At 69.9% G+C, this 26,007-nt stretch carries 28 protein-coding genes; 18 read left to right on the top strand and 10 right to left on the bottom strand.

Annotated features, from left to right (window positions below; translation table 11 throughout):
• Positions 1 to 29 precede the first annotated feature (29 nt).
• On the bottom strand, positions 30 to 1,280 hold the full coding sequence (locus OCQ_RS02230) for a hypothetical protein (RefSeq protein WP_014378966.1): 1,251 nt from the start codon (positions 1,278 to 1,280) through the stop codon (positions 30 to 32).
• Between the two features lie 124 nt (positions 1,281 to 1,404).
• Between OCQ_RS02230 and OCQ_RS02235 the strand changes: the two genes are divergently transcribed.
• A complete protein-coding gene (locus tag OCQ_RS02235; RefSeq protein ID WP_009953618.1) occupies positions 1,405 to 2,475 on the top strand; it encodes a DUF475 domain-containing protein in 1,071 nt (356 codons plus the stop codon).
• 216 nt (positions 2,476 to 2,691) lie between these two features.
• Here the strand turns inward: OCQ_RS02235 and OCQ_RS02240 are convergent, their stop codons facing one another.
• Positions 2,692 to 3,180 (bottom strand): inorganic diphosphatase, encoded by a 489-nt coding sequence (locus OCQ_RS02240; RefSeq protein WP_008263447.1) that lies wholly within the window; start codon positions 3,178 to 3,180, stop codon positions 2,692 to 2,694.
• Between the two features lie 115 nt (positions 3,181 to 3,295).
• On the opposite strand from OCQ_RS02240, the gene dacB reads away from it, so the two are divergent.
• From dacB to hpt, 4 genes are read left to right on the top strand one after another with little or no spacing between them, the layout of a single operon-like run.
• Positions 3,296 to 4,681: a D-alanyl-D-alanine carboxypeptidase/D-alanyl-D-alanine endopeptidase gene (gene dacB / locus OCQ_RS02245; protein WP_139826549.1), complete on the top strand. Its 1,386-nt coding sequence runs from the start codon at positions 3,296 to 3,298 to the stop codon at positions 4,679 to 4,681.
• A complete protein-coding gene (locus tag OCQ_RS02250; RefSeq protein ID WP_014383736.1) occupies positions 4,678 to 5,733 on the top strand; it encodes a zinc-dependent metalloprotease in 1,056 nt (351 codons plus the stop codon). Before dacB ends, OCQ_RS02250 begins: the two co-directional genes overlap by 4 nt.
• Entirely contained in the window at positions 5,712 to 6,674 is a 963-nt protein-coding gene (gene tilS, locus OCQ_RS02255; protein ID WP_014378969.1) for a tRNA lysidine(34) synthetase TilS, read from the top strand. Before OCQ_RS02250 ends, tilS begins: the two co-directional genes overlap by 22 nt.
• Before the next feature lie 50 nt (positions 6,675 to 6,724).
• The gene (hpt, locus tag OCQ_RS02260; protein ID WP_008263453.1) at positions 6,725 to 7,336 is read left to right on the top strand and encodes a hypoxanthine phosphoribosyltransferase; all 612 of its coding nucleotides are present in this window, start codon (positions 6,725 to 6,727) and stop codon (positions 7,334 to 7,336) included.
• Between the two features lie 60 nt (positions 7,337 to 7,396).
• Here the strand turns inward: hpt and OCQ_RS02265 are convergent, their stop codons facing one another.
• The 3 genes from OCQ_RS02265 to OCQ_RS02275 form a co-directional block, all read right to left on the bottom strand.
• Positions 7,397 to 8,140: an SIMPL domain-containing protein gene (locus OCQ_RS02265; RefSeq protein ID WP_014383737.1), complete on the bottom strand. Its 744-nt coding sequence runs from the start codon at positions 8,138 to 8,140 to the stop codon at positions 7,397 to 7,399.
• A gap of 82 nt (positions 8,141 to 8,222) precedes the next feature.
• A complete protein-coding gene (locus OCQ_RS02270) occupies positions 8,223 to 8,438 on the bottom strand; it encodes a hypothetical protein (protein WP_014383738.1) in 216 nt (71 codons plus the stop codon).
• Between the two features lie 102 nt (positions 8,439 to 8,540).
• A complete protein-coding gene (locus OCQ_RS02275) occupies positions 8,541 to 9,344 on the bottom strand; it encodes a helix-turn-helix domain-containing protein (protein ID WP_014383739.1) in 804 nt (267 codons plus the stop codon).
• A 404-nt stretch (positions 9,345 to 9,748) separates the two neighbouring features.
• Between OCQ_RS02275 and OCQ_RS02280 the strand changes: the two genes are divergently transcribed.
• Both OCQ_RS02280 and OCQ_RS02285 read left to right on the top strand, forming a co-directional pair.
• Positions 9,749 to 10,048 carry a PE family protein gene (locus OCQ_RS02280; RefSeq protein ID WP_014383740.1) on the top strand — a complete coding sequence of 100 codons (300 nt, stop codon included), beginning with the start codon at positions 9,749 to 9,751 and terminating at the stop codon, positions 10,046 to 10,048.
• A gap of 11 nt (positions 10,049 to 10,059) precedes the next feature.
• The gene (locus OCQ_RS02285) at positions 10,060 to 11,298 is read left to right on the top strand and encodes a PPE family protein (protein ID WP_014383741.1); all 1,239 of its coding nucleotides are present in this window, start codon (positions 10,060 to 10,062) and stop codon (positions 11,296 to 11,298) included.
• A gap of 4 nt (positions 11,299 to 11,302) precedes the next feature.
• Here the strand turns inward: OCQ_RS02285 and OCQ_RS02290 are convergent, their stop codons facing one another.
• From OCQ_RS02290 to OCQ_RS02305, 4 genes are read right to left on the bottom strand one after another with little or no spacing between them, the layout of a single operon-like run.
• Positions 11,303 to 12,886, bottom strand: coding sequence for an HNH endonuclease signature motif containing protein (locus OCQ_RS02290; protein ID WP_014383742.1), 1,584 nt, complete (start codon positions 12,884 to 12,886; stop codon positions 11,303 to 11,305).
• 33 nt (positions 12,887 to 12,919) lie between these two features.
• A complete protein-coding gene (locus OCQ_RS02295) occupies positions 12,920 to 13,933 on the bottom strand; it encodes a zinc-binding dehydrogenase (RefSeq protein ID WP_009957412.1) in 1,014 nt (337 codons plus the stop codon).
• Positions 13,933 to 15,120, bottom strand: a complete 1,188-nt coding sequence (locus OCQ_RS02300) for an LLM class flavin-dependent oxidoreductase (protein ID WP_008263461.1) — start codon at positions 15,118 to 15,120, stop codon at positions 13,933 to 13,935. Before OCQ_RS02300 ends, OCQ_RS02295 begins: the two co-directional genes overlap by 1 nt.
• Positions 15,120 to 16,097, bottom strand: a complete 978-nt coding sequence (locus tag OCQ_RS02305) for an alpha/beta fold hydrolase (RefSeq protein ID WP_232065646.1) — start codon at positions 16,095 to 16,097, stop codon at positions 15,120 to 15,122. Before OCQ_RS02305 ends, OCQ_RS02300 begins: the two co-directional genes overlap by 1 nt.
• 51 nt (positions 16,098 to 16,148) lie before the next feature.
• Here OCQ_RS02305 and OCQ_RS02310 point away from each other — a divergent pair, with 51 nt between their 5' ends.
• Positions 16,149 to 16,562, top strand: a complete 414-nt coding sequence (locus OCQ_RS02310; protein WP_014378978.1) for a VOC family protein — start codon at positions 16,149 to 16,151, stop codon at positions 16,560 to 16,562.
• Between the two features lie 23 nt (positions 16,563 to 16,585).
• On the opposite strand, the gene OCQ_RS02315 is transcribed toward OCQ_RS02310, so the two are convergent.
• The gene (locus OCQ_RS02315; protein WP_014381724.1) at positions 16,586 to 16,705 is read right to left on the bottom strand and encodes a hypothetical protein; all 120 of its coding nucleotides are present in this window, start codon (positions 16,703 to 16,705) and stop codon (positions 16,586 to 16,588) included.
• A gap of 70 nt (positions 16,706 to 16,775) precedes the next feature.
• On the opposite strand from OCQ_RS02315, the gene ftsH reads away from it, so the two are divergent.
• The 10 genes from ftsH to panD all read left to right on the top strand — a co-directional run bounded on the left by ftsH (position 16,776) and on the right by panD (position 26,007).
• Positions 16,776 to 19,208, top strand: a complete 2,433-nt coding sequence (gene ftsH, locus OCQ_RS02320) for an ATP-dependent zinc metalloprotease FtsH (RefSeq protein WP_014378980.1) — start codon at positions 16,776 to 16,778, stop codon at positions 19,206 to 19,208.
• Positions 19,209 to 19,224: 16 nt separating this feature from the next.
• Complete coding sequence (folE, locus tag OCQ_RS02325) at positions 19,225 to 19,827, top strand: GTP cyclohydrolase I FolE (RefSeq protein ID WP_014378981.1); 603 nt, start codon at positions 19,225 to 19,227, stop codon at positions 19,825 to 19,827.
• The gene (gene folP, locus OCQ_RS02330; RefSeq protein ID WP_085976422.1) at positions 19,824 to 20,675 is read left to right on the top strand and encodes a dihydropteroate synthase; all 852 of its coding nucleotides are present in this window, start codon (positions 19,824 to 19,826) and stop codon (positions 20,673 to 20,675) included. Before folE ends, folP begins: the two co-directional genes overlap by 4 nt.
• Positions 20,668 to 21,057 (top strand): dihydroneopterin aldolase, encoded by a 390-nt coding sequence (gene folB, locus OCQ_RS02335; RefSeq protein ID WP_008263472.1) that lies wholly within the window; start codon positions 20,668 to 20,670, stop codon positions 21,055 to 21,057. Before folP ends, folB begins: the two co-directional genes overlap by 8 nt.
• Positions 21,058 to 21,121: 64 nt before the next feature.
• On the top strand, positions 21,122 to 21,640 hold the full coding sequence (gene folK, locus OCQ_RS02340; RefSeq protein WP_008263487.1) for a 2-amino-4-hydroxy-6-hydroxymethyldihydropteridine diphosphokinase: 519 nt from the start codon (positions 21,122 to 21,124) through the stop codon (positions 21,638 to 21,640).
• Complete coding sequence (locus tag OCQ_RS02345; protein WP_008263488.1) at positions 21,640 to 22,116, top strand: DUF3180 domain-containing protein; 477 nt, start codon at positions 21,640 to 21,642, stop codon at positions 22,114 to 22,116. The genes folK and OCQ_RS02345 overlap by 1 nt, the downstream gene beginning before the upstream one ends.
• Before the next feature lie 86 nt (positions 22,117 to 22,202).
• Positions 22,203 to 23,627: a DUF6779 domain-containing protein gene (locus tag OCQ_RS02350; protein WP_014381726.1), complete on the top strand. Its 1,425-nt coding sequence runs from the start codon at positions 22,203 to 22,205 to the stop codon at positions 23,625 to 23,627.
• 114 nt (positions 23,628 to 23,741) lie between these two features.
• Entirely contained in the window at positions 23,742 to 24,653 is a 912-nt protein-coding gene (locus tag OCQ_RS02355) for a Rossmann-like and DUF2520 domain-containing protein (RefSeq protein WP_014383745.1), read from the top strand.
• Complete coding sequence (gene panC, locus OCQ_RS02360) at positions 24,650 to 25,588, top strand: pantoate--beta-alanine ligase (RefSeq protein WP_008263493.1); 939 nt, start codon at positions 24,650 to 24,652, stop codon at positions 25,586 to 25,588. Before OCQ_RS02355 ends, panC begins: the two co-directional genes overlap by 4 nt.
• Positions 25,588 to 26,007, top strand: a complete 420-nt coding sequence (gene panD, locus OCQ_RS02365; RefSeq protein ID WP_008263496.1) for an aspartate 1-decarboxylase — start codon at positions 25,588 to 25,590, stop codon at positions 26,005 to 26,007. Before panC ends, panD begins: the two co-directional genes overlap by 1 nt.

Here is a 26,007-nt window from a genome sequence, read left to right on the forward strand (position 1 = left end):
CCACAAGGTACACGCTGGTGCAGGCCAGATCAGCCCGTTGCGCGTCCGGCGCGCGACAGCGCCACCAGATGGACACCGATGCCCACCAGCGGCCCGCACAGCAATCCGACCACGGTGCGGGTCTGCAGGGACAGCGGCAGCAACAGCAGCAAACCCGACGCGACCGTGGCGCCGACCCAGCCCAGCGAGTAGGCGCGGTGCAGCGCGGCGGCCACCGCGGCGGCGCCGGTCAGCGTCAGCATGGCGATCGCCACCGCGGCCGCGGTCAACCACGCCAGCAGGGCGCTGCTGGCGTGGTACTGCGGCCCGAAGGCGAATCGCAACAGCCACGGGCCCACGGCGCCCGCGGCCAGCACCCCGACCGCGCCGATGCCCGCGACGATGCCGGCCGGGGCGATCAGCGCGCGCACCCGGTCGCTGCGCTCGTCGACGAAATGCGCAATCAGGTTGCCCTGCATGGCCGTCAGTGGCACCAGCAGCGGCGCGCGGGTCAACGTGACGGCCAGGATGATCACCCCGCCCTCGGCGCCCAGCTCGGCGCTGGTGAGCTTCAGCAGCACGGGAAAACCCATCACCAGGATGGCGCTGGCGCCGGCCGCGGTGATCGAATGCGCCGCGCCCCGCAGGAAGGTCGCGGTGCCGCCCGGGGTGAGCAGCCGCGCGGCCGCGCGGGTGGCCGGCGAGGCCACCAGCAGGATCAGCCAGGCGATCGCGCCGCCGACCGTCGCCCACAGGAAGCCGGTCAGATGCCAGCCCAGCACCACGGTGGCCGCCGCGATCGCGACGCGGATGACCGCGTCGGTCACCATCAGCGCCCCGTACTGGGTCCACTGATTGATGCCGGCCAGCATGCCCAGCAGCGTGGTGTGCACGCAGAAGCCGGCCAGCCCCGCGCACAGCAGCGCCACCGACAACCAGCGCTCCTCGACGAAAACCCGACCGCTCCACAGCGGCGCGGTCCCCGCGATCACGACGGCCGCGGCGACCCCGAGCAGCGCGCCGACCCGCAGCGGGTGGGTGCGCTTGGTCGGCGCGACGTCGAGGTAGGCGCACGCGCGGACCTCGCGGGTGGTCTCTTGGAGCAGCCCGAAGGCGGCGCCGCTGACCAACCCGAAGGCCCCCCAGAAGACCCCGAACACCGAGAAGCCGCTGGGCGCGAGGTCGCGGGCCGCCAGGTAGATCACGCCGTAGCCGCACAGGGCGGTCACGGCGGTGGCGGTGCCGACGCGGGCCATGCTGCCGCGCGCCACCGGCCCCTGCGAGGCGCTGATTTCGGTCATCGGGGCAGCGCTTTCAGCGGACCGCACCGATGTATCGCCACAATTTGAAAATAGTAAGTGTCCGCACCGCTCGCCCGGCGCGGCGCTCGGGTTCGCTAATGTGAGCCGCTGTCGGAAAGGACCCATGGCCGCCTACCGCGTCTTCGGTGTTTCGCTGTTGCTCACCGTGGTGGCCCTCGTGCTGGGGTACGCCCACGGTGGCCTCGAGGATCTCTTCCTGCTGCTGGTGTTGGCCGTCCTCGAGGTGTCGCTGTCGTTCGACAACGCCATCATCAACGCCGCGATCCTGAAGCGGATGAGCCCGTTTTGGCGGCAGATGTTCTTGACCGTCGGGATCGTCATCGCCGTGTTCGGGATGCGTTTGTTGTTCCCGTTGGTCATCGTGTGGGCGACCGCGGGGATCGGTCCCGTGCGGGCGATGGAACTGGCGCTGCATCCGCCGCCGAACGGCGCGCTGGAGTTCGCGGACGGCTCGCCGAGCTACGAGAAGATGATCCTGTCCGCCCATCCGCAGATCGCGGCCTTCGGTGGGATGTTCCTGTTGATGCTGTTCCTGGATTTCGTCTTCCACGACCGAGATATCAAGTGGCTCAAGTGGATTGAGGTTCCGTTCGCCCGCATCGGGCGACTCGGCCAGGTGTCGGTGGTGGTGGCCGGCGCCACGCTGGTGCTCGTCGGCTCGCGGTTGACGCATTCGGCCGACGAGCGTGCCACGGTGTTGACCGCCGGGGTGCTGGGCCTGGTGACCTACCTGGTGGTCAACGGGTTGAGCCGCGCGTTCCGGCCGGCCAACGTCGAGGGCATGACGGTCGGCGAGGCGGTCGGCAGGGCGGGTTTCACCCTGTTCCTCTATCTGGAGGTGCTCGACGCCGCGTTCTCGTTCGACGGGGTCACCGGCGCCTTCGCGATCACCTCGGACCCGATCGTCATCGCGCTGGGGCTCGGGTTGATCGGCTCGATGTTCGTGCGGTCCATCACCATCTACCTGGTCAAGCAGGAAACCCTGGACCGGTACGTCTACCTCGAACACGGCGCGCACTGGGCGATCGGCGCGCTGGCCGTGATCATGTTGGGATCCATCGACCCCGGCCTGCAGGTCCCCGAAGCGGTCACCGCCTCGGTGGGTGTGGTCTTCATCGGGGCGGCGCTGGGCTGGAGCCTGCTGCGCAACCGGCGCAGGGCGCGGGCGAGCTAGTGGCGATCGCAAGCGCGGCGAAGCGGGGCGCGGCGGGTCGCCACCATCGGGCTAGTGGCGATCGCAAGCGCGGCGAAGCGGGGCGCGGCGGGTCGCCACCATCGGGCTAGTGGCGATCGCAAGCGCGGCGAAGCGGGGCGCGGCGGGTCGCCACCATCGGGCTAGTGGCGATCGCAAGCGCGGCGAAGCCGGGCGCGGCGGGTCGCCACCATCGGGCTAGTGCCCCTCGGCCTTGAACCGGTCCACCGAGCGCTGAATCTCGGCCTCGGCCTCCGCACGGCCGACCCAGTCCGCCGCCTTGACGAACTTGCCCGGCTCCAGGTCCTTGTAGTGCACGAAGAAGTGCTTGATCACGTCCAGCTCGAACTCGGGCACGTCGCCGATGTCCTGGATGTGGTCCCAGCGGTGGTCGCCGGCCGGCACGCACAAAACCTTGTCGTCGCCGCCCTTTTCGTCGGTCATCCGAAACATGCCCACCGGGCGGGCCTCCACGATCACCCCGGGAAACACCGACTGCGGCAACAGCACCATGGCGTCCAGCGGGTCGCCGTCCTCGCCGAGGGTGTCCTCGATGTAGCCGTAGTCGGTCGGGTAGCCCATCGCGGTGTACAGGTAGCGGTCCAGACGCACCCGTCCGGTCTCGTGGTCGATCTCGTATTTGTTCCGCTGGCCCTTGAGGATCTCGATGGTCACGTCGAATTCCACCGCGTCGGCTCCTTGTCTGAGTGTCTGCATGGGCAGGCCAATTTTGCTCTGCTACACCCTAGTCGAGCCCATCGGCGCCGATTCGGCAGAATGGGTTCAGACAGTCAGGAGAGTGATGGCCCGTACTCGCTGGCAAAAATCCACCCCAGTGTTGATCGGGTTGGGCGTGCTGGCGTTCGTCGCTGCCGTGGTGGTGGCGGCGACGTTTTTCACCACGACCGGGCACGGCGCGGGCAGCGCGCGCGCCCCGATCCCGCCTCCGCACGCGCCCACGGTCAAACCCGGCATGGTCCCGGTGAGCGACACCGCCGAGTTACCCAGCGGGCCCGGCGTGGGCGCCGCGCTGGCACCGGTGGCGGGCGATCCCAACCTGGGCAGGCTCGGCGGCCGGATCACCGACGCCCTCACCGGAAAAGAGCTGTGGCAGGTGGCCGACGACATGCCGCTGGTGCCGGCGTCGACCAACAAGGTGCTGACGGCCGCCGCCGCCCTGCTGACGTTGGACCGCCAGGCCCGGATCAGCACCCGGGTGGTCGCGGGCAGCCAGAACGCCCAGGGCCCCGTCGTGCTGGTGGGCGCCGGCGATCCGCTGCTGTCGGCGGCGCCGCCCGGGCAGGACACCTGGTACCGCGGCGCGGCCCGCATCAGCGACCTCGTCGAACAGATCCGGCGCAGCGGGGTGACCCCGACCGCGGTGCAGGTGGACACCTCGGCGTTCAGCGGCCCGACGATGGCGCAGGGCTGGGATCCCGCCGACGTCGACAACGGCGACATCGCGCCGATCGAGTCGGTGATGATCGACGCCGGGCGCATCCAGCCGACCACGGTCAACTCCCGGCGGTCCCGGACGCCGGCGCTGGACGCCGGCCGCGAGCTGGCCAAGGCGCTGAACCTCGATCCCGCCGCGGTGACGATCGCGACGGCGCCGTCCGGCGCGCGGCAGCTGGCCGTCGTGCAGTCGGCGCCGTTGGTCCAACGGCTCTCCGAGATGATGGACCACTCCGACAACGTGCTGGCCGAATGCATCGCCCGTGAGGTGGCGGCCGCGATCAACCGGCCGCGCAGCTTCGCCGGCGCGGCCGACGCGGTGACCAACCGGTTGAGCACCGCCCACGTCGACACCGCGGGCGCGGCGCTGCTGGACTCCAGCGGGCTTTCGGTCGACGACCGGCTCACGGCCAAGACGCTCGACGGGGTGCTGCAGGCCGCCGCCGGGCCCGACCAGCCGTCGCTGCGGGCGCTGCTGGACCTGCTTCCGATCGCCGCCGGCAGCGGGACGCTGGGCGACCGGTTCCTCGACGCCTCGACCATCCAGGGTCCCGCCGGCTGGCTGCGGGCCAAGACCGGCTCGCTGACCAACATCAACGCGCTGGCCGGGGTGCTCACCGACCGCAGCGGCCGGGTGCTCACCTTCGCATTCATCTCCAACGACGCGGGCCCCAACGGCCGCAACGTGATGGACGCGCTGGCGACCCGGCTCTGGTTCTGCGGGTGCTCATGACGCCGGCGTCGGAACTGACGCTGGGCACCGCCGTCGACTGGCAATTCGCGGCCACGGTCGGCCGGCGGCTGGCCCGGCCCGGGCCACCGTCCAGCGACTACACCCGGCGCCAGGTGATGGACGAACTGGTGGACGCGGCCGCCAAGGCCGAACCCCTGGTCCGTGACGTCACCGGCCTGGTCGCGGATGGTGCCGTGCCCGCCGCGCGCATCGTCGACCGCCCGGAATGGGTCGCCGCCGCGGCCGAGTCGATGCGGGTGATGATGAACGGCGCGGAGAAGCCGCGCGGGTTTCTCACGGGCCGGGTCACCGGCGCGCAGACCGGCGCCGTCCTGGCCTACGTCTCGTCGGGGATCCTCGGCCAATACGACCCCTTCGCCACCGATAACGGGGCCAGGGCCGGCTGCCTGCTGCTGGTGTACCCGAACGTCATCGCCGTCGAGCGGCAGCTTCGGATCGAGCCGTCCGATTTCCGGCTGTGGGTGTGCCTGCACGAGGTCACCCATCGCGTGCAGTTCACCGCCAACCCGTGGCTGCCCGACTACATGTCGCAGGCGCTGGGCCTGCTGACCCGCGACGCCGGTGACGACCTCGGGGAGGTGGTGAGCCGGCTCGCCGACTACGCCCGCAATCGCGGCAATCAGAACTCCGACGCCAACTCGGCGGGCATCCTCGGTCTGGTGCGGGCGGTGCAGTCCGAGCCTCAGCGCCACGCCCTGGATCAGCTGCTCGTGCTGGGCACGCTGCTGGAGGGCCACGCCGACCACGTCATGGATGCCGTCGGGCCGATCGCCGTGCCGTCGGTGGCCACCATCCGCCGCCGCTTCGACGAGCGCCGCCACCGCAAGCAACCGCCCCTGCAGCGCTTGCTGCGCGCACTGCTGGGACTCGACGCCAAGCTCAGCCAATACACGCGCGGCAAGGCGTTCGTCGACCACGTCGTGGGCCAGGTGGGCATGGCGCGATTCAACGCCATCTGGGCGGGGCCCGAAACGCTGCCGCTGCCCATCGAGATCGAAGAGCCCCAGCGATGGATCGACAGGGTGCTGTAGGCCGGCTGCGCGCGGCGGTCGAGGCGTTCGTCAAGACGCACCTCGCCGCCGTCGACCAATGGTGCGTGGCCCTGTCCGGTGGCCCGGATTCGTTGGCGCTGACCGCGGTGGCGGCCCAGCTGCGGCCCACCACCGCGGTGGTGGTGGACCACGGCCTGCAACCCGGCTCGGCCGACGTCGCCGAAGCCGCCCGGGCGCAGGCCGTCGCACTGGGATGTGTTGCGGCGCAAGTGATTCGGGTGCAGGTCGGCACGGAGGGTGGTCCCGAAGCCGCGGCCCGCGCGGCCCGCTACGCCGCGCTGGCCGCCTACCACGACGGCCCGGTGCTGCTCGGCCACACGCTCGACGACCAGGCCGAGACGGTGCTGCTCGGGCTGGGCCGGGGGTCCGGCGTGCGCTCGATCGCCGGGATGCGCCCCTACGATCCGCCGTGGTGCCGGCCGTTGTTGGGGGTCCGGCGTGCGGTGACGCACGACGCGTGCCGGGAGCTGGGCCTGACCGCATGGCGCGATCCGCACAACAGCGACCCCCGCTTCACCCGGACCCGGTTGCGTGCCGAGGTGTTGCCGCTGCTCGAAGACGTGCTCGGCGGGGGCGTCGCCGAGGCGCTGGCCCGCACCGCGACCGCGCTGCGGGAGGACGGCGAGTTGATCGACACGCTCGCCGCCCGGGCGCTGCCCGGCGCCAAGGCGGGCGATGGGCTACGGGTCTCGGCGCTGGCGACGCTGGACGCGCCCGTGCGGCGGCGCGTGATCCGGGCCTGGCTGCTGGCGGGCGGCGCAACGGGGCTGACCGACAAGCAGATTCGGGGGGTCGACACCCTGATCACCGCGTGGCGCGGCCAGGGCGGCGTGGCGGTGGGGTCGTCCGTGCCCGACGAGCGGTTGTTCGCGGGCCGCCGCGACGGCGTTTTGACGCTGTGGCGCGAACCGGTCGGCTGACCGCAATATCGGGGCCGCCGTTGGTTATCCGCCCGCCGGCGTGGCACTCTGTGGGCGTGGCCCAGATCTCCTCGGCGATCACCCCCGCCCAGCCCGCGGAGCTCTACCCCGGGGATATCAAGTCTGTCCTGCTGACGGCGGAGCAGATTCAGGCGCGAATCGCCGAACTCGGCCGCGAAATCGGGGAGCACTACCGCGACGCCGCGAGCGAGACCGGCCAGGACCTGCTGTTGATCACCGTGCTCAAGGGCGCCGTGATCTTCGTCACCGACCTGGCCCGCGCGATCCCGGTGCCGACGCAGTTCGAATTCATGGCCGTCAGCTCGTACGGATCATCGACGTCCTCGTCGGGTGTGGTGCGCATCCTCAAGGACCTGGACCGCGACATCCAAGGCCGCGATGTCCTGATCGTCGAGGACGTCGTGGACTCGGGCCTGACCCTGTCGTGGCTGCTGCGCAACCTCAAAACGCGGCATCCGCGGTCGCTGAAGGTGTGCACGCTGCTGCGCAAGCCGGACGCGAAGGGAGCCCACGTCGACATCGCCTACGTGGGCTTCGACATCCCGAACGACTTCGTCGTCGGCTACGGCCTCGATTACGACGAGCGCTACCGCGACCTGTCCTACATCGGCACCCTGGACCCCAGGGTCTACCAGCAGTAGCTCGCGGCGATCGCAAGCGCGGCGAAGCCGGGCGCGGCAGGTCGCCGCCATCCGGCCGGCTCAGTCCAGCTCCCACACGGCGGTGACCGAGAAGTTCACGGTCTGCTGGCCGGGCTCGAGCGGGACCATCGACGGCATGGCCCGCGGCGTCGGCGTCCCGACCGGCGGGGGGTTGCCGGTGGCCTCCGAGATGGACAGCACCCGGCCCAGCCGGAGCCCGGACAGCTGGGCGTACTGCTCGGCGCGGCCCTTGGCGTCGTTGAACGCCCGCGTGCGGGCGTCCTTGACCAGCTGCGAATCGTCGGCGATTGAATAGCGGACCGACCTGATCCGGGTGGCGTCGCCCCCCGTGCCGACGACGAGGGCCAGCAACCGCGACGCGGCGTCGGGTGGGTGGATCTTGACGGCGACGGCGTTGGTGGCGCGGTATCCGCTGATGTCGGCCGTGCCGCTGGGGCCGGGATTGTTGTACTGCGGCGCCAGGGTGACCTCGGTGGTGCTGATGTCCTTGTGGTCCACGCCGGCGCCGAGCAGCGCGTTGATGACCGCCTGCTGACGGTCGTTGGTCTGGTTCATCGCGGTGGTGACGTCGGGGGCGGTGAATTCGATACCGACGTCGGCGGTCAGCGTGTCCGGGACGCCTTGCACCTGCCCGGTTCCCAAAACCGTTACCTGGCGCGGGTTGGCGCCCGGGTGCGACGGGCTGGGCTCGTCGCATGCCGACGCCGCCGCGACGGTCAGGCCGGCCGCGGCCACCGCGATCGATCGGCGGACAAGGTTCGAGGCGTTGGTTGCGACCGGCATGCCTGGCACCCTAGCCCCTGGCCCCGCCGTCCGTGTTGTGGATTTCCGGTCAAGTGGTCGGTGCCGTGGCCCGGTTCCCGGCTCAGCCCGGCTCGTGGATGCGAATAATGATGTGCGAGAGCCAGTTTGACACCAGCACCATGGCGACGAGCAGGACGATGACCACCACCAGGGGCAGCTCCAGGGCCAGGCTGAGCCATATCAGGGCGGGTGTTGCCACCGGACCCGCCATGAACCCGGCCAGCACCGCGACCAGTTCCATTGCGCCGGGATGCGTTTCGGGTGTTGCTTGCGTCATGTCAGGACAGCCGGACGGGAAGTATGGCTCATGCGTCAAATGTTGCGGCGGCCGAGCGCTTGCATCCAGGACGCGTTGTTCCTGGTAGTGCCACACCCAGGCTCAGTCGGCGCCCAGGCGCAGCATGGCGGCCTCCGATGGCGAGCCGGATTCGGCCCAGTAAGCCACCAGCACGTGACCGGTCCCCGGCAGCACCATTTGCTGGTAGTTGAGCCGCAGCGCGCCGACCTCCGGGTGGTTGATGCCCAACCCTCCGGCGACTTCGTGCCTGACATCGTGGCGGGCCCACTGCTGGCGAAACCGCGGGCTGTGCTCGATCAACTCGTCGACCAGGTTGATCAGGGCCGGATCGGGACGCTGGCCGTACGTCGCGCGGAGCAGCCGGACCGCCCACGCGGTCAGCAACTTCCAGTCGCGGTACAACTGCGGCGAGCGCGGATCGAGAAACAGTTCCCGCACGGCGTTGGACCCGACCCGCAAGTGCGGTGACAACGCCGCCGCCGCCCGGTTCGCGACGACGACCGTCATGCCGGGGTCGACGACGATCGCGGCCGCCCGTGGAAAACCGTCGAGCAGATCACGGAGGCCCGGATTCAATTGCTGCAGTGGCGCAATGCGCTCGGCCGATCCATGGCGCATGAGGTTTCGCATGTACACCACGGCGTCGTCGTCCAGTCGCAGCGCCCGGGCGATCGAAGTGAGCACCTGATCGGAGGGGTTGGTTTCGCGGCCCTGCTCGAGGCGGAGGTAGTAGTCGGTGCTGATGCCGGCGAGCACCGCGACTTCCTCCCGGCGCAGGCCGGCGACCCTGCGGCGTTCGCCCTCAGGCAGGCCGACCTCGCTGGGCCGGACCAGGCTGCGGCGCGCGCGCAAGAACTGCGCCAGAGCGGAACCATTGGCGGCCAAGGCAGTCAGCCGGTGAATGCGTCGCGCGCCAGCATCGGTGTTCCGTCCCGTCAAGCTGCGGATACCTGCGTGGGCAGCATAGCCAGCGGGCGGATCCTGTCGGGAGGGGGGTCGTCCGGCGCGGGCTCACCGGTACCCCTAGCAAAGCAAAATCGGCGCTGCGGTGCGCTCATATACGAACATATATGACTCCAATCATATTGGATTACCGCGATATTCATGCCGAACCCAAAGAGTCGCAGCGGACGCGTCCAGCTAAATGAATAGTTGTCCAACCGGTTATGAAATAGCCGGCCGCAGGCTGTCATCACCCGAGGTCACCGGCCTAACGTGACGAGCGTCGGACTCGGCGCCGGTGATCGTCGCTGAAAGCTGGTTAATTGAAAGGGTTTTGAGGACTCACCATGTCTTTTCTGATGGCAAGGCCGGAAATTCTCGATGCGGCTTCGCGTGAGCTGCACGGCATCAATGCCGCAGTGCAGGAAAACAATTCGGCGCTCGCCGTGGCGACGACGGCGGTGGCGCCCGCCGCCGCCGATGCGGTGTCGATCCTGACGGCCGCCCGGTTCTCCCGGCATGGACAGCTCTTCCAGGAGATCAGTGCGCAGGCGGCGGCGGTTCGCGAGCAGTTGGCGACGACGCTTGGCATCAGCGCCGGTTCGTATGCCGCCACGGAACTCGCCAACGCCGCCGCGGTCGGTTAGGCGAGGACACGATGCTGGATTTTGCGCAGTTGCCGCCGGAGATCAATTCCGCGCTGATCTATTCGGGGCCGGGTTCGGGGCCGTTGCTGCTCGCCGGCGCGGCGTGGGGCGGCCTGGCCGCCGGCCTGCATTCCGCGGCTTCGTCCTACGGGTCGGTGATCGCGGGCATCGAGGGCGGCCCGTGGCAGGGGCCGGCCGCGACGTCCATGCTCACCGCGGCCGTGCCGCAAGTGGCGTGGCTGAGCGCCACGGCCGGACAGGCCGAACAGGCGGCGAACCAAGCGGTGGCGGCGGCGGGTGCTTACGAGGCGGCATTCGCCGAAACGGTGCCGCCGCCGGTGATCGCGGCGAACCGGGCGTTGCTGATGGAGTTGCTGGCGACGAACTTCCTCGGGCAGAACACCCCGGCGATCGCGGCCACCGAGGCGCAATACGGCGAGATGTGGGCCCAGGACGCCGCCGCGATGTACGAATATGCCGGCGCGTCGGCGGCGGCCGCGACCTTGCCCGCGTTCGAACCGGCGGCGCCCACCACGGATCCGGCCGGCGTCGCCGGTCAGGCCGCCGCGGTGGCCCGGGCCGCCGGTACGAGCGGGAGCGACAGCGCGCAGGGGCTCGACGCGGTGCCCCAGACCCTGTCGGCGCTGGCCGGGCCGACCAACACGTCCCCGTCGCCGGCCAATCCCACACTGTCGTTCGGCGGGATCGGCATGAACCCCGAGGGCGACGGCATTGTCGTGGGGGGCCCGTTGGGGGATCTGTTGGAGGGCCTGACCGGGTCGCAAACCCTCGATGCCAGCACGCCTTTCGACGCATTCATCCGGTTGATTTCGCCGACGCGGTTGTTCACCACGGCGTTCAAGGACATCCAAAGTCTCGCGCAGGGCTTCATGCCCGCCGCGAAGTCCGCCGCCGAGGGCGTCGCCAAGGCCGCGGAAGCGGCCCTTCCCGCCGTTTCGGGTGCGGGCCTGGGCTCGATCGGCGCGATCGGCGGGGCCGTCGGCAAGGCGGCATCGATCGGCGGATTGGCGGTGCCCGCCGCCTGGGCGAGTGCGGCCCCGGCACCGCCGATCGCCGTGGCGCTCAATGGTGCCACCGCCGCGGGAGCCGTCGAACGTGCCACGAACGCGGTGGGCGGGGTGCCGATGGTGCCCGCCGCTGGGGCGGGGCGCGGCGTCGCGGCCCACTTCGTCACTCCCCGATACGGTTTCAAGCCCACGGTCATCGCGCAGCCCCCCGCGGGTGGGTGACGCGTCAGAAGGGTGGTTCGTCGGGTAGGGGCTGCAGGGTGGGTTGGTCGGGTTCCCAGTCCGGGGGCAGTTCTTCCGGTTCTCGGGGGTCGTTGACCCAGGTGCAGTAGGGGCTGGTGCTCGGTGTTCCCTTGAACAGGAACAGCATGTCGCGCATGTGGTTTCGGAACTTGCGGGCCGCGATCTCGTCTTTGCGATCCTGTTCGAGCCGGCGGCGGGCCGCGTTGATCGGGCGCTGCTCGCGATTGTGGGTGCGCGCCTGGGTGATCCGCGCGCTGCGCTGCCGTGATCGGCTGCGTCGCCTCGGCTCGGGGGCGGCGCAGGCCGGGGCGCGCCCCGCCGGAAACAGATCCGCACCCGCCGGCGAGGTCCGGTAGATGTTGCCGGTCGGCGAAGTCCAGACCACGGTTCCATCGGCCAACTGTTTGTCGCGCCAGCCCCCGAAGGTTTTGAGCCGATGATGCTGGCGGCACAGGCATTTCAGGTTCTCCGCGACGGTGCGCCCACCCGCCCGCGGATCTTGATGGTTGAACGGAATGGTGTGGTCGATATCGCAGATCATCGCCGGGCGGGAGCATCCGGGAAAGCGGCAGGTCAGATCACGGCAGCGCACGAACCGTTCCAGCCCCGCCGGCGGTTGATAGCGCAAGGCCTCGACCGGACTGGTCACCGGGTTGGCCACCAGCACCGACGCGGCGGCCGCCAACCGGCGCACCTGCTCGGCATCGATGACCCCATAGCCCTCCAGATAGCCGGGCCCGGCGCCGACGGCGTAGACGGTCTGTTCGCCGGCCATCACGCTGACGACCACCCGCGCCCCGGTCGGCTCACCTTCGCGAGCGTGCTCGCCGGCCCGGGTGGGGCAGTCGGCTTGCCCACACGCACAGCCCAACCGGCGGCCCTCGGCCAGCGCCGACAGTGCGTCGGCGCGGCGCTGATCCATCGTCCGTGGATCGGCCGGGCACACCTGCTTGGCGAGTTGGGACAGCCGGCGATCAAAGGCCGTCGCGGCGGCGGCGGCCACCGAACCGCGGATCTCGGCCATCCCGTTGTCCGCGGCGCTGATGGCGACGTAACGGTCCTCCTCGGCGGCCACCCGACGCTCCCGGGCGGCGTCGGGATCGGCGACCCGCACCGCGGCATCGACGGCGTTGACGATCCGCTGCCGCGACCAACCGTGCCAATTCCCGATCCGGGCGGCCAACGACTCATCGAGCTGGGCGATCACCTCCCGGTCGGTGACCAGATCGGTGCGGGTGATGACCAAACGCACCGTGCGCCAATCCGTTCGCCCCTCGGCCAACAGCGCCGCCACCCGCGGCAGGCGGGTATCGAGCGCCTCGGCGTGCGACACCAGAAAACTGGCACCCATCGCAGACAGGTTCATCACCGCGGCGACCTCGGCGGCGGTCTGCTCGAAACCGTCGATCTCGGCGTACTCCCGATCGGCCCCGTCGGCAGTGGCCACCCGATGCCGCAGCAGCGCCGCCACCGCCGCCAACCGCCGCGCCACCAGCATCGACTCCTCCCGATGCGTGGACTCGATCACCGCCACCAGAGCGGCGGGATCCGACGGTACTTCGAACATGCGTTCGATTATAGGCGGGGCCCCTGACAAGTTTCAGGGCGTGACGAGAACCTTGCAGTGCCGCTCGGGGTCGGCCAGGTCGTCGAACGCCGCCCCGACCGCATCCAAGCCCACCTCGCCGGTGATCAGCGGGCTGACGTCGATGTCGCCGTCGGCCAGCGCGCGCAACGAGTCGCCGAACTCGTCGGGGGTGTAGGCGAGCACGAACTGCACGTTGATCTCTTTGGCGATCGCGAAGAAGGGATGCACTGTGTCGGGTTGCATGCACACCCCGGCAACCACCAGTCGGGTGCCCGGCCGCGCGCGGAGCAGCACGTCGTCGATGATGCCGGGCACCCCGACGGCCTCGAACACCACCGCGGGCTTGACACTGTCGAAGGGCGAGCCCTGCGCCGGATCCAGCGTCTGGTGAGCTCCCATCGCGGTGGCGAGTTCCCGTCGCTTCGGCGAAAAGTCCGCCGCCACAATGGTTTCGACGCCCTTGGACCGAAGGGCTGCGACGATGGCGATCCCGATCGGGCCGCAGCCCAGTACCAGGGCCGTCTCCCCGGGCGCGACGTTGGACTTGTTGACGGCATGCAATCCCACCGCCATGGGTTCGGTCAGTGCTGCGTGTTTGAAGTCCAGGCCATTGGGGACGGGCAGCAGTAGCGGCGCGGACAACAGCATCCGTTCGGAGTAGCCGCCGATTGTGCTGTTGCTGTACACAATTGGCTCGACGCCCTTGGCGGACAACAGCACCGGCAGCGAGGTGACCAGGGTGCCCGGTGGATGGGTCTCGGTGTCGGGGCCGGCTTCGAGTATCTCGGCGCTGAATTCGTGACCCATGAAGATGTCGTGGTCCAGGTCGACGTGCATGCCACCGCCGCCACCGGCCGCCCGTTCGGTCATTTCCAGCACCTGGGCGCCGTGGGCGGCGAAATGCAGGTCGCTGCCGCAGATTCCGCATGCCCGCACGCCGACGAGCACCTGCCCGGCTTCGGGGATCGGGTCGGGCACGTCGTCGCGGTAGACCATGCGACCGTCGCGCAACACCGAGGCGCGCATCAGTGCACCGCGTCTTTCTGTTCGTCGACGTGCTCGGTGATGGCCTTGACCACGGCCTCGCCGGCCCGGCCGATCAACTGGTCACGTTTGCCTCTGGCCCAGTCGTGCGATGCGCGGGACGCTTCGAGTTGACGTTTGAAGTGGGGAATCACCTTGCGCGCCATCAGGTCATAGCAGCGGTACGTCGCCTCGGGCGATGCCCAGTCATGGCCGAGCATCAGCAGGGTGCCGAAGCCGCCGGAGCGGTCGAGCAGGTCTTCGATGTGGGCGATGGCGTCCTCGGGCGTGCCGATGCAGCAATTCCCCTTGGCCGCGTAGTCCGCGACGAACTCGTGTGGCGTCTGGGTGCCTTCCACGCTGTTGGCCAGCGGGACGAATCCGGCGGCGCCGAAGTAATTCGCGAAATCCTGCAGCCCGTAAGTGCAATCGTCGATGGCCTGCTCGCGGCTGTCGGCGATGTGCATGATGCTCAGGACGCGCCAGTTGCCGCGGTCGGGCTCGTCCCGTCCGGCCTTTTCGGCCTGCTCGCGCACCACGTCCCAGGTGGTTTCCAGCGCCGCGTAGCCGCCGGGCACCGACATCGACAGCGACAGCAGCGAGGTGCCCAGCGCGCCGGCCAGCCGCGGACCGGACGGCGAAATCATTGCCGCCGTGGAGATTTCGGGGTAAGGCCAGGTGTAGGGCCGGATGTGCAACTGCGCGTCGCGCAGGGTGAACCAATCGGAGTGGCGGTCGATCCGTTCGGTGGGTGCGGCCCGGAACAGCGCCAAAATGGCCTCGAGGGATTCCTGCATCATCGGTCGCTGTTCGACGGGATCGATGCCCATCATGTAGGCGTCCGACGGCAGCGCACCCGGGCCGGTACCGAACATGACCCGGCCGCGGGTCAGGTGATCCAGCAGCACCCAGCGATCGGCGACCATCAGCGGGTGGTGATAGGGCAGCGAGACCACTCCCGTGCCCAGCCGGATGTGTTTGGTCCGCTCGGCCGCCGCGGCGATGAATACCTCCGGACAGGCGATCAGCTCGTAGCCGCCCGAGTGGTGTTCGCCGAACCACGCTTCATCGAACCCGAGGCGATCCAGCGCGACGACGCGTTCCATGTCGTACTCGAGTGCGACCGTTGGGGATTGGCCGACGGGGTGAAACGGCGTGATAAAGACACCGAAACGCAGGGGCGCGCTCATCAAAGCTCCAATCCGTTGAGGAATTCCAGTAAGGCCGCATTCACCTCGCCGGGGCGCTCCTGCTGCAGCCAATGCCCGGCGCCGTCGATCATCACCTGTCGGTACGGACCGGAAATCGCCTCCGCGGCGCGGTCGGCGCGGGTGAACGACAGGACCGGATCGGCCGTCCCGCCGATGAACAGACACGGGACCGAAATCTTGACGCCGTCGAGTTCGGGCGTGGTCTCCCAGTTGCGGTCGAAATTGCGATACCAGTTCAGCCCGCCGGTGAAGCCGGTCCGCGAGAATTCGGCGACGTAGTGGTCGAGCTCGTCCTGGCTTATCCAGTCCGGCAGGCCGTCCGGTTCGCCAAGGCGTTCGACGAAACCCGCCGGACCGGGGCTGGCCATCCGCACCAGCGCATCCTTGCCGTCGGTTCCCAGGCTGCCCATCATGCGACGGATCACCCGGGCGGGATCGGCGTTCAATTCGGCGTCGGCGACACCGGGCTCCTGAAAGTAGAGGATGTAGAAGAAGTTCTCGCCGAACATCTTTCGCCACGCCTTCGTCGGCGCTACGCGCGGGCGCGGCGTCACGGGCACGCTGAGCGCGGCGACGGCCGCGACCCGGTCGGGGTGCAGCAGCGGGGCGTTCCACACCACGGCGGCACCCCAGTCGTGCCCGATCCACACGGCACGCTCGGCGCCGACGTCGTCGAGCAAACCGACCAGGTCTCCCGTCAACTGGTGAATGTCGTACGCCTCGACGGCATCCGGGCGATCCGAACCGCCGTAGCCGCGCTGATCGGGCGCCAGCACGTGGTAGCCGGCTTGCGCGAGGACGTCTATCTGGTGGCGCCAGGAGTAGGCCAGTTCGGGAAAGCCGTGGGCCAGGATCACCACGGGTGCGCCGCGGTCGCCCGCTTCGGTCACCCGCAGCCGCACACCATTGGTATCTACTAACCGTTGGGTTGGGGGCACCGTCTCACCAAAGCACAACGGTTGCGCACTGAGAAGGGTCTCTTTGGCCCCGCGCAGCATAATTTGTGCATGCGATTGGACCACGTAGTTCTGTGGACGAAGGATCCGCGCGCGGCGATGGACTTCTACTCGAGGGTGGTCGGGCTGGCACCGGTGCGGTTCGCCGAGTTCGAGGCCGCCGAGGCGCCTTTCCCCAGCGTGCGGGTGTCCGAGGATTCGATCATCGACCTGATGCCACTCGAGATGGCTTCCGGTGCGGTGTCGTCCGCGGTGGCCGAAGGAAGCGCCGGCCAACCGGTCAACCACGTCTGCCTTGCCCTGTCGAAGGCCGAATACGACGCGCTCGACACGCGCCTGCAGGCCGAGGGCGTGGACACCAGTGCCCGGCTGAACCACAGCTTCGGCGCGCGGGGCTGGGCGCCGCAGGGATTCTATTTCGCCGATCCCGACGGGAATGTGGTCGAGGCGCGCTACTACGAGTGACGCGACGCGGGAACCGCCCGTCGTTAACTGAACAGGGTGGTGGCGACCCGCTGCGCCCCGGCGCTGCCGGAGCTGGCGATCGCCGCGGAGCAGATGGTGGCGACCCGCTGCGCCCCGGCGCTGCCGGAGCTGGCGATCGCCACAGGCGGTAGCCTGGACTTTTCCAGCTGCGTGTATATCGGGGAAGGACCTGGCCGGCAAGGCCGATGATTGATGAACCGGAAAAACGTTATTCGCACCATCACGGCGATTGCTGTCGTGGTGCTGCTCGGCTGGTCGTTCTTCTATTTCAGCGACGACACTCGCGGCTATAAGCCCGTCGACACGTCCGTGGCGATGTCCCAGATCAACGGCGACAACGTCAAAAGCGCGCAAATCGACGATCGCGAGCAGCAGCTGCGCCTGACCCTGAAGAAGGGCAATGGCGACACGGACAACTCCGACAAGGTCATCACCAAATACCCGAGCGGGTATGCGGTCGACCTCTTCAACGCGCTGACCGCCAAGAACGCGAAGGTCAGCACCGTCGTCAACCAGGGCAGCATCCTGGGCGAGCTGCTGGTCTACGTCCTGCCGCTGCTGCTGCTGGTCGGGCTGTTCGTGATGTTCTCCCGCATGCAGGGCGGCGCCCGGATGGGCTTCGGGTTCGGCAAATCGCGCGCCAAGCAGCTCTCCAAGGACATGCCCAAGACCACGTTCGCCGACGTCGCCGGCGTCGACGAGGCGGTCGAGGAGCTTTACGAGATCAAGGACTTCCTGCAGAACCCCGGTCGCTATCAGGCGCTGGGCGCCAAGATCCCCCGGGGCGTGCTGCTCTACGGTCCGCCCGGGACCGGCAAGACGCTGCTCGCCCGCGCGGTGGCGGGCGAGGCCGGCGTCCCGTTCTTCACCATCTCCGGCTCAGACTTCGTCGAGATGTTCGTCGGTGTCGGTGCGTCCCGGGTACGCGACCTGTTCGACCAGGCCAAACAGAACAACCCGTGCATCATCTTCGTCGACGAGATCGACGCCGTTGGCCGCCAGCGCGGCGCGGGCCTGGGCGGCGGGCACGACGAGCGCGAGCAGACGCTGAACCAGTTGCTGGTCGAAATGGACGGGTTCGACCCGCGGGCCGGCGTGATCCTGATCGCGGCCACCAACCGGCCCGACATCCTGGACCCGGCGCTGCTGCGGCCCGGCCGCTTCGACCGGCAGATCCCGGTGTCCAACCCGGACCTGGCGGGCCGCAAGGCGGTGCTGGAGGTGCACTCCAAGGGCAAGCCGATCGGCCCGGATGCCGACCTCGCCGGGCTGGCCAAGCGGACCGTCGGCATGACCGGCGCCGACCTGGCCAACGTCATCAACGAGGCGGCGTTGCTCACGGCCCGGGAGAACGGCACCGTCATCACCAGCGCCGCCCTGGAAGAGGCGGTGGACCGGGTGATCGGCGGCCCGCGCCGCAAGGGCCGCATCATCAGCGAGCAGGAAAAGAAGATCACCGCCTACCACGAAGGCGGCCACACCCTGGCGGCCTGGGCGATGCCCGACATCGAGCCGATCTACAAGGTGACGATCCTGGCGCGAGGCCGCACCGGCGGGCACGCGGTGGCGGTGCCGGAGGAAGACAAGGGGCTGCGGACCCGCTCGGAGATGATCGCGCAGTTGGTGTTTGCCATGGGCGGGCGCGCCGCGGAGGAGCTGGTCTTCCGGGAGCCGACCACCGGCGCGGTGTCGGACATCGAGCAGGCCACCAAGATCGCGCGTGCCATGGTCACCGAATTCGGGATGAGCTCCAAACTCGGTGCGGTCAAATACGGTTCGGAACACGGCGACCCGTTCCTGGGCCGCACCATGGGAACGCAGGCGGACTATTCGCACGAGGTCGCCCGCGACATCGACGACGAGATCCGCAAGCTGATCGAGGCCGCGCACACCGAGGCGTGGGAAATCCTCACCGAATACCGCGACATCCTCGACACCCTCGCCGGCGAGCTGCTGGAAAAGGAAACCCTGCACCGGGCCGAACTGGAAAGCATCTTCTCGGGCGTCGAAAAGCGCCCGCGGCTCACCATGTTCGACGATTTCGGTGGCCGCATCCCGTCGGACAAGCCGCCCATCAAGACCCCCGGCGAGCTGGCCATCGAGCGTGGCGAGCCGTGGCCGCCGCCCACCCCCGAGCCGGCGTTCAAGGCGGCCATCGCGCGGGCCAGCGAAGCGGCACGGCTGGAGGCCGACCGAAACGCCAACGGCGGCAACGGTTCTCACGGCGGTCAGGCCAGCGGTAAGGGTGCGCCGCACGGGCCCACCCAGCCGGACTACGGCGCGCCGGCGGGCTGGCGCGCGCCGGGATGGCCGCCGCAAGCGCAGCAACCGCAGCAGCAGCCGAACTATTGGCATCCGCCGGCGCAGCCGCCACAGCAGCCCTATTGGCAGCAACCGGCGCCCAGTTATCCGGGCCCGCAGCCCTATCCCGGTCAGCAGGGCCACGCCGGCCACCAGCAGGGCTATCCGGGCGGGCAGGGTCGTTCCGGCCAGCAGGGCCAGGCGCAGCCGTCGTACCCGCCGTACCCGCCGTATCCCCCACCGGGACAGCCCGCCCAGGAGGGTGGCTCGCCCGACCGGCAGGATGACGACGTGAGCCGGTCCAATCCGCCGGCCCACGGCTGAGCAAACGGAGGATTCGATGGCACTGCCGGACACCGCGATGTCCAAGATGCGGGTCTTCGACCAGGACCGTGCCGAGGCCGCGGTCCGCGAGTTGCTGTGCGCGATCGGCGAAGACCCGGACCGGCACGGGCTGCGGGAAACCCCGGCCCGCGTCGCCCGCGCCTACCGGGAGATGTTCGCCGGGCTCTACACCGATCCGGACAGCGTGTTGAACACCATGTTCGACGAGGATCACGACGAGTTGGTGCTGGTCAAGGAAATCCCGCTGTACTCCACGTGCGAACACCACCTGGTGTCGTTCCACGGGGTGGCCCACGTCGGCTACATCCCGGGCAACGACGGCAGGGTCACCGGCCTGTCGAAGATCGCGCGACTGGTCGATCTGTACGCCAAGCGGCCCCAGGTGCAGGAACGGCTCACCAGCCAAATCGCCGACGCCCTTGTGAAAAAGCTCAATCCGCGCGGTGTGATCGTCGTGGTCGAGGCCGAGCACCTGTGCATGGCGATGCGCGGTGTCCGCAAGCCCGGAGCGACGACCACGACCTCGGCGGTGCGCGGAATATTCAAAACGAACGCCGCTTCTCGAGCCGAGGCGCTCGACCTCATCCTGCGGAAGTGAGCCTGGCGCCTGTGCAGGTAATGGGAGTTCTGAACGTCACTGACGATTCGTTCTCCGACGGCGGCCGCTATCTCGACCCCGACAAAGCCGTGGCACACGGATTGGCGCTGGCCGCCGACGGCGCCGACATCGTCGACGTCGGGGGAGAATCCACCCGTCCCGGTGCCACGCGCGTCGACGCCCGTGTCGAGGCCTCCCGGGTCGTCCCCGTGGTCAAAGAGCTTTCCTCGCAAGGCATTACGGTGAGCATCGATACCATGCACGCCGACGTCGCGCGGGCGGCGCTGTGCAGCGGCGCGCGGATCGTCAACGACGTGTCCGGCGGCCGGGCCGATCCCGCCATGGCGCCGCTGCTGGCCGAGGCGAAAGTGCCTTGGGTGCTGATGCATTGGCGCTCCGTGTCGGCGCAGCGTCCGCACGCGGCCCCGGACTATCGTGACGTGGTCGCCGAGGTGCGCGCCGAGTTGCTTGCCAGTGTCGACGCCGCGGTGTCCGCCGGTGTCGATCCCGCTCAGCTGATGATCGATCCGGGGCTGGGATTCGCCAAGACGGGACAACACAATTGGGCGCTGCTGCATGCGCTGCCGCGATTGGTCGCCACCGGGATCCCGGTGCTGCTGGGCGCGTCGCGCAAACGGTTCCTCGGTACGTTGCTGGCCGGGCCCGACGGTTCGCCGCGGCCCCCCGACGGGCGTGAGACGGCGACCGCGGTGATTTCCGCGCTCGCCGCGCTGCACGGGGCCTGGGGGGTACGGGTGCACGATGTGCGCGCCACGGTCGATGCGCTCAAGGTCGTGGCGGCGTGGAACGACGAGACGCACACTGGGCTGGCTGAACACGATGGCTGATCGAATCGAGTTGCGCGGGTTGAAGGTTCGCGGGCAACACGGGGTTTTCGACCACGAACGCGCGAGCGGGCAGGACTTCGTCGTCGACGTCACCGTGTGGATCGATCTGGCGTCGGCCGCCGCCACCGACGACCTGACCGACACCTACGACTACGGCGCGCTGGCCCGGCTGGCGGCCGACGTCGTGGCGGGACCCGCGCGAAACCTGATCGAGACCGTCGCCGCCCAGATCGCCGATGAGGTGATGGACGACGAACGCGTGCACGCCGTCGAGGTGGTGGTGCACAAGCCGCAGGCCCCGATCCCGCAGCAGTTCGCCGACGTCTCGGTGGTGGTGCGGCGGTCCCGGCGCGGTGGCCGGGGTTCGGTGGTGCCGTTATGACGCGTGTTGACGACGATGATGCCGGCTCGGTCCTGTGCGGAGCCGGGATCGAGGAGTGGCGCGGATGACCAGAGTGGTGTTGTCCATCGGGTCCAACCTGGGGGACCGGCTGGCGCGGTTGCAGTCGGTCGTCGACGGGCTGGGGGACGCGGTGCTCGCCGTGTCACCGGTGTACGAGACCGACCCCTGGGGCCGGGTCGATCAGGCGCCGTTCCTGAACGCGGTGCTGATCGCCGACGACCCGGCCTGCGACGGGCAGGGCTGGCTGGCCCGGGCGCAGGAGTTCGAGCGCGCGGCGGGCAGGGTCCGCGGCGAGCGCTGGGGGCCGCGCACCCTCGACGTCGACCTGATCGCCTGTTACGGGCAAGCTGAGGTGACCTCGCGGGAGAACAACCTGACGCTCCCGCATCCGCTGGCCCATTTGCGGGCCTTCGTGCTGATCCCCTGGCTGGCGGTCGACCCGGACGCTCGGCTGACGGTCGCCGAAGGGCCGCGTCCCGTCGCGCAGTTGCTGGCCGAACTGGAGCCCGCCGACCGTGCCGCCGTACGGCGCTCCGACCTGACGCTCGAGCTCACAACCTGATGGGGCCCACCCGCAAGCGTGACCTGACGGCCGCGGTGGTCGGCGCCGCCGTGCTGGGTTACCTGCTGGTCAACGGCCTGTACCGGTGGTTTCCCCCGATCACGGTGTTGACCGGCCTGTCGTTGCTGGCGGTGGCCATCGGCGAGGCGCTGTGGGCGCGCTACGTGCGCGCCAAGATCGCCGACGGCGAAATCGGCCCCGGTCGGGGCAGGTTGCATCCGCTTGCGGTGGCACGCAGCCTGATGGTCGCCAAGGCGTCGGCCTGGGTGGGGGCGTTGATGCTGGGCTGGTGGGTGGGACTGCTGGTGTACTTCCTGCCGCGCCGGTCCTGGCTGCGGGCCGCCGCCGAGGACACCACCGGAACGGTGGTGGCGGCCATCAGCGCGCTGGCATTGGTGGTCGCCGCGCTGTGGCTGCAACATTGCTGCAAGTCCCCGTACGACCCGACCGAGCGCGGCGAGGGCGCCGAAACCTAGCGCCGATCGATCGGCGGATCAACCCAGGTGAGAATCGCCGGAGTAGGGCGACACGCGGATTGACCTCGCGCAGGTACAGTCAGGCCATGACCGTTCTGTCCCGCGGCGCCCGGGTGCGGCGCGGCGGCCGCAGGCCGGGGTGGGTGCTCTTGACCGCGTTGCTGGTCCTCGCGATAGGTGCCAGTTCCGCATTGGTTTTCACCAATCGGGTGGAACTCCTCAAGCTCGCTGTAATCCTGGCGCTGTGGGCCGCAGTCGCCGGCGCCTTCGTTTCCGTGCTCTATCGCCGCCAAAGCGACGCCGATCAAGCCCGCGTCCGCGATCTCAAGCTGGTCTACGACCTCCAGCTCGACCGGGAGATCTCGGCCAGGCGCGAATACGAACTGACCGTGGAGTCCCAGCTGCGTCGCGAGCTGGCCTCCGAGTTGCGCGCCCAGGCCGCCGACGATCTGGCCGAACTGCGCGCCGAGCTGAGCGCCTTGCGCACCAGCCTGGAAATCCTGTTCGACACCGACCTCGCGCACCGCCCCGCGCTCGGGACCGTCGAGAGCGAGCCGCAACCGGAGCGCGCCTACAGCGAGTGGGATCGCAACGGCGAGACCCCCCGCGACAACCCCGTCGATTGGGTGCCCAGCGATCGGGTCACTTCGGTGCCCCAGGACAACCCGCGCGGCCGCGCCGACGAGACGGCCATCATCGACGTCCCCGAAGAACCCCTACTGCCGCCCCGCCAACCGCCGCCACCCCGTCGGGAACGGCCCCGCTACCAGTACGAACCGCCCCAAGAACCCGCGTATCCGGCGCCGGAGCCGGCCTACGCCCCACCGCCGCCGGAGCCCCGGTTCGAACCCCGCCAGCAACCGCCACCGCAACCCGAACCCGAACCGCAGGCTCCGCCGGAGCCCGAACCACAGCCTGCGCCCCGGGCGGAGCGGCACCGCCAGGACTGGCAGCCGACGGCCGCGGAAGGCCAGTGGTTGCCACCCGGGACACCGGGCAGCAACTGGACCGGCGCCGACGCCCCCGGGGAACCGGCGGGCGGGCGGCGGCGCGCCCGGCATTCGGGCCCCGACGAGTCCCGAGACGAACCTCGGGACGAAGCCCGGGACGAATACCGAGACGAAGCCTGGGACGGCCTGCCCGTCGAGCCCCTGCCCCAACCGCCCTACGCCGAGTCCGGCCGCCGGGCACGGTCACGCCATTCGGCGGAGTACCGCGACTACGGGGTGCGCAGTTTCGCCCCCGGCACCGAGCCACCGGCCCCGGCGCCGCCCCCGCCGCCCGAGCCCCCGGTGCAGCAGGGCCCGCCCGCCGGCGCGCCCCCGCCGCCGCGGCTGGCGCCGCCGCCGGCACCGGAGCACACGCCCCGGCACGGCGGTGATCCCCAGCGCGAGGACGCCGGCGCCGCCGGAGAGACCACCGCCACGGGCGGCCAGTCGGTGGCCGACCTGCTGGCCCGCCTGCAGGTGCAGCCCTCCGAGGGCGGCCGGCGTCGCCGCCGCGAAGGCTGAGCTGGGAGCTTCCTCACATTGGGAAACGCCTGGTGATCGACTAGAGTCTTGGTGACCGAACGGTACCCACCTGGTGGGACCGGAACGAACAAGAAATCTGTGAGGTCGTCTGCGATGGTGCAGTTCGACGGTCTGCGCCCGGCCAGGCTCAAGGTGGGAATCATCTCCGCCGGCCGGGTGGGCACCGCGCTCGGTGTCGCGCTGGAGCGCGCGGACCACGTCGTGGTGGCGTGCAGCGCCATCTCCCATGCGTCGCGGCAGCGGGCGCAGCGCCGCCTGCCCGACACCCCGGTGGCGACGCCGCCCGACGTCGCCGCCGGCGCCGAGCTGTTACTGCTCGCGGTTCCCGACAGCGAACTCGCCGGCCTGGTATCCGGGCTGGCCGCGACGTCGGCCGTGCGGCCCGGGACCATCGTGGTCCACACGTCCGGCGCCAACGGGGTGAGCGTCCTGGCGCCGCTGGCCGCGCAGGGCTGCATCCCGCTGGCGATCCACCCGGCCATGACGTTCACCGGCTCCGACGAGGACATCAGCAGGCTGCCGGACACCTGCTTCGGCATCACGGCGGCCGACGAGGTCGGGTACGCGATCGGTCAATCGCTCGTCCTGGAGATGGGCGGGGAGCCGTTCTGCGTCGCCGAGGACGCCCGCGTCCTCTACCACGCGGCGCTGGCCCACGCGGGCAACCACATCGTGACCGTGCTCGCCGACGCCCTGGAGGCGCTGCGCGCCGCGCTGCGGGGCAGCGAGCTGCTCGCCCAACAGTCCGTCGACGACCAGCCGGGCGGCATCGCCGAACGCATCGTCGGCCCGCTGGCCCGGGCGGCGCTGGAGAACACCCTGCAACGCGGGCAGGCCGCGCTCACCGGCCCGGTCGCGCGCGGCGACGCCGCCGCGGTCGCCGGGCATCTGGCGGCCCTGGCCGGGGTCGGACCCGAACTGGCGCAGGCGTATCGGGTGAACGCCCTGCGAACCGCGCAGCGCGCGCACGCCCCCCAGGACGTCGTGGAGGTGCTGGCGCCATGACCCGAGCAAAACCCCCGGCCTTCAAGGCGGGCGAACTCAACCTGTACCCGAACCCGCGTGATGTCACCGACGTCAGCCGCGCCCTGCGCCACACCGGCCGCCGGGTGATGCTGGTGCCCACCATGGGCGCGCTGCACGACGGCCATCTGGCGTTGGTGCGGGCGGCCAAGCGGGTGCCCGGCTCGGTGGTCGTGGTCTCGATCTTCGTCAACCCCCTGCAATTCGGCGCCGGTGAGGATCTCGACGCCTATCCCCGCACCATGGACGACGACCTCGCGCTGCTGCGCGCAGAAGGCGTCGAAATCGTCTTCGCCCCAACGGCCGCCGCGATGTATCCCGACGGGCTGCGCACCACGGTGCAGCCCGGACCGCTGGCCGCCGAGCTCGAGGGCCGCCACCGGCCCACCCATTTCGCGGGCGTGCTCACCGTCGTGTGCAAGCTGCTGCAGATCGTGCGCCCGGACCGGATCTTCTTCGGCGAGAAGGACTATCAGCAGCTGGTGATGATCCGCCAGATGGTCGCCGACCTCAACATCGACGCCCAGGTCGTCGGGGTGCCGACCGTCCGGGAATCCGACGGCCTGGCGATGTCGTCGCGCAACCGCTACCTCGACCCCACGCAACGCGAACTGGCGGTGACGCTTTCGGCCGCGCTGACTGCTGGCGCCCACGCCGCGCACCACGGCGGCGCGGCCGCGCTGGACGCGGCGCGCGCGGTGCTCGACGCCGTCCCCGCGCTCACGGTCGACTACCTCGAGCTGCGCGACGCCGGGCTCGGGCCGGCGCCCGCCCACGGTTCGGCCCGGCTGCTGGTCGCCGCCCGGCTGGGCACCACCAGGCTGCTGGACAACATCGAAATGCAGATCGAAACACCCGCCGGCACCTCAGGGCCGGACGGCAATCACGAATACGCCCAATCACCTTGGAGGAATTGATGCTACGGACGATGCTCAGGTCGAAGATCCACCGGGCCACCGTCACGCAGGCCGACCTGCACTACGTGGGCTCGGTGACCATCGACGCCGATCTGATGGACGCGGCGGACCTGCTCGAAGGCGAACAGGTGACCATCGTCGACATCGACAACGGCGCCCGCCTCGTCACCTACGCCATCACCGGCGAACGCGGCAGCGGCGTGATCGGGATCAACGGTGCCGCAGCGCATCTCGTCCACCCGGGCGACCTGGTGATCCTGATCGCGTACGGGACCATGGAGGAGGCGGAGGCCCGGGCGTATCGGCCGCGGATCGTCTTCGTCGACGCCGACAACAAACCGGTCGACCTCGGCCACGACCCGGCGTTCGTGCCCGAAGACGCGGCCGAGCTGCTGGATCCCCGGATCGTTGCGCGGTAG

Source organism: Mycobacterium paraintracellulare, from assembly GCF_000276825.1.
Classification (GTDB): domain Bacteria; phylum Actinomycetota; class Actinomycetes; order Mycobacteriales; family Mycobacteriaceae; genus Mycobacterium; species Mycobacterium intracellulare.

Excerpts from the sequence above, each read along its gene's own strand:
- OCQ_RS02235 (WP_009953618.1), top strand. The coding sequence starts at position 1,405 with ATGGCCGCCTACCGCGTCTTCGGTGTTTCGCTGTTGCTCACCGTGGTG.
- OCQ_RS02295 (WP_009957412.1), bottom strand. The coding sequence starts at position 13,933 with ATGCGCGCCTCGGTGTTGCGCGACGGTCGCATGGTCTACCGCGACGAC.
- OCQ_RS02300 (WP_008263461.1), bottom strand. The coding sequence starts at position 15,120 with ATGAGCGCGCCCCTGCGTTTCGGTGTCTTTATCACGCCGTTTCACCCC.
- dacB (WP_139826549.1), top strand. The coding sequence starts at position 3,296 with ATGGCCCGTACTCGCTGGCAAAAATCCACCCCAGTGTTGATCGGGTTG.
- OCQ_RS02270 (WP_014383738.1), bottom strand. The coding sequence starts at position 8,438 with ATGACGCAAGCAACACCCGAAACGCATCCCGGCGCAATGGAACTGGTC.
- panD (WP_008263496.1), top strand. The coding sequence starts at position 25,588 with ATGCTACGGACGATGCTCAGGTCGAAGATCCACCGGGCCACCGTCACG.
- OCQ_RS02345 (WP_008263488.1), top strand. The coding sequence starts at position 21,640 with ATGGGGCCCACCCGCAAGCGTGACCTGACGGCCGCGGTGGTCGGCGCC.
- OCQ_RS02280 (WP_014383740.1), top strand. The coding sequence starts at position 9,749 with ATGTCTTTTCTGATGGCAAGGCCGGAAATTCTCGATGCGGCTTCGCGT.
- OCQ_RS02350 (WP_014381726.1), top strand. The coding sequence starts at position 22,203 with ATGACCGTTCTGTCCCGCGGCGCCCGGGTGCGGCGCGGCGGCCGCAGG.
- OCQ_RS02265 (WP_014383737.1), bottom strand. The coding sequence starts at position 8,140 with ATGCCGGTCGCAACCAACGCCTCGAACCTTGTCCGCCGATCGATCGCG.
- ftsH (WP_014378980.1), top strand. The coding sequence starts at position 16,776 with ATGAACCGGAAAAACGTTATTCGCACCATCACGGCGATTGCTGTCGTG.
- tilS (WP_014378969.1), top strand. The coding sequence starts at position 5,712 with ATGGATCGACAGGGTGCTGTAGGCCGGCTGCGCGCGGCGGTCGAGGCG.
- OCQ_RS02250 (WP_014383736.1), top strand. The coding sequence starts at position 4,678 with ATGACGCCGGCGTCGGAACTGACGCTGGGCACCGCCGTCGACTGGCAA.
- folK (WP_008263487.1), top strand. The coding sequence starts at position 21,122 with ATGACCAGAGTGGTGTTGTCCATCGGGTCCAACCTGGGGGACCGGCTG.
- panC (WP_008263493.1), top strand. The coding sequence starts at position 24,650 with ATGACCCGAGCAAAACCCCCGGCCTTCAAGGCGGGCGAACTCAACCTG.
- OCQ_RS02285 (WP_014383741.1), top strand. The coding sequence starts at position 10,060 with ATGCTGGATTTTGCGCAGTTGCCGCCGGAGATCAATTCCGCGCTGATC.
- OCQ_RS02290 (WP_014383742.1), bottom strand. The coding sequence starts at position 12,886 with ATGTTCGAAGTACCGTCGGATCCCGCCGCTCTGGTGGCGGTGATCGAG.
- OCQ_RS02355 (WP_014383745.1), top strand. The coding sequence starts at position 23,742 with ATGGTGCAGTTCGACGGTCTGCGCCCGGCCAGGCTCAAGGTGGGAATC.
- folE (WP_014378981.1), top strand. The coding sequence starts at position 19,225 with ATGGCACTGCCGGACACCGCGATGTCCAAGATGCGGGTCTTCGACCAG.
- folB (WP_008263472.1), top strand. The coding sequence starts at position 20,668 with ATGGCTGATCGAATCGAGTTGCGCGGGTTGAAGGTTCGCGGGCAACAC.
- OCQ_RS02230 (WP_014378966.1), bottom strand. The coding sequence starts at position 1,280 with ATGACCGAAATCAGCGCCTCGCAGGGGCCGGTGGCGCGCGGCAGCATG.
- OCQ_RS02310 (WP_014378978.1), top strand. The coding sequence starts at position 16,149 with ATGCGATTGGACCACGTAGTTCTGTGGACGAAGGATCCGCGCGCGGCG.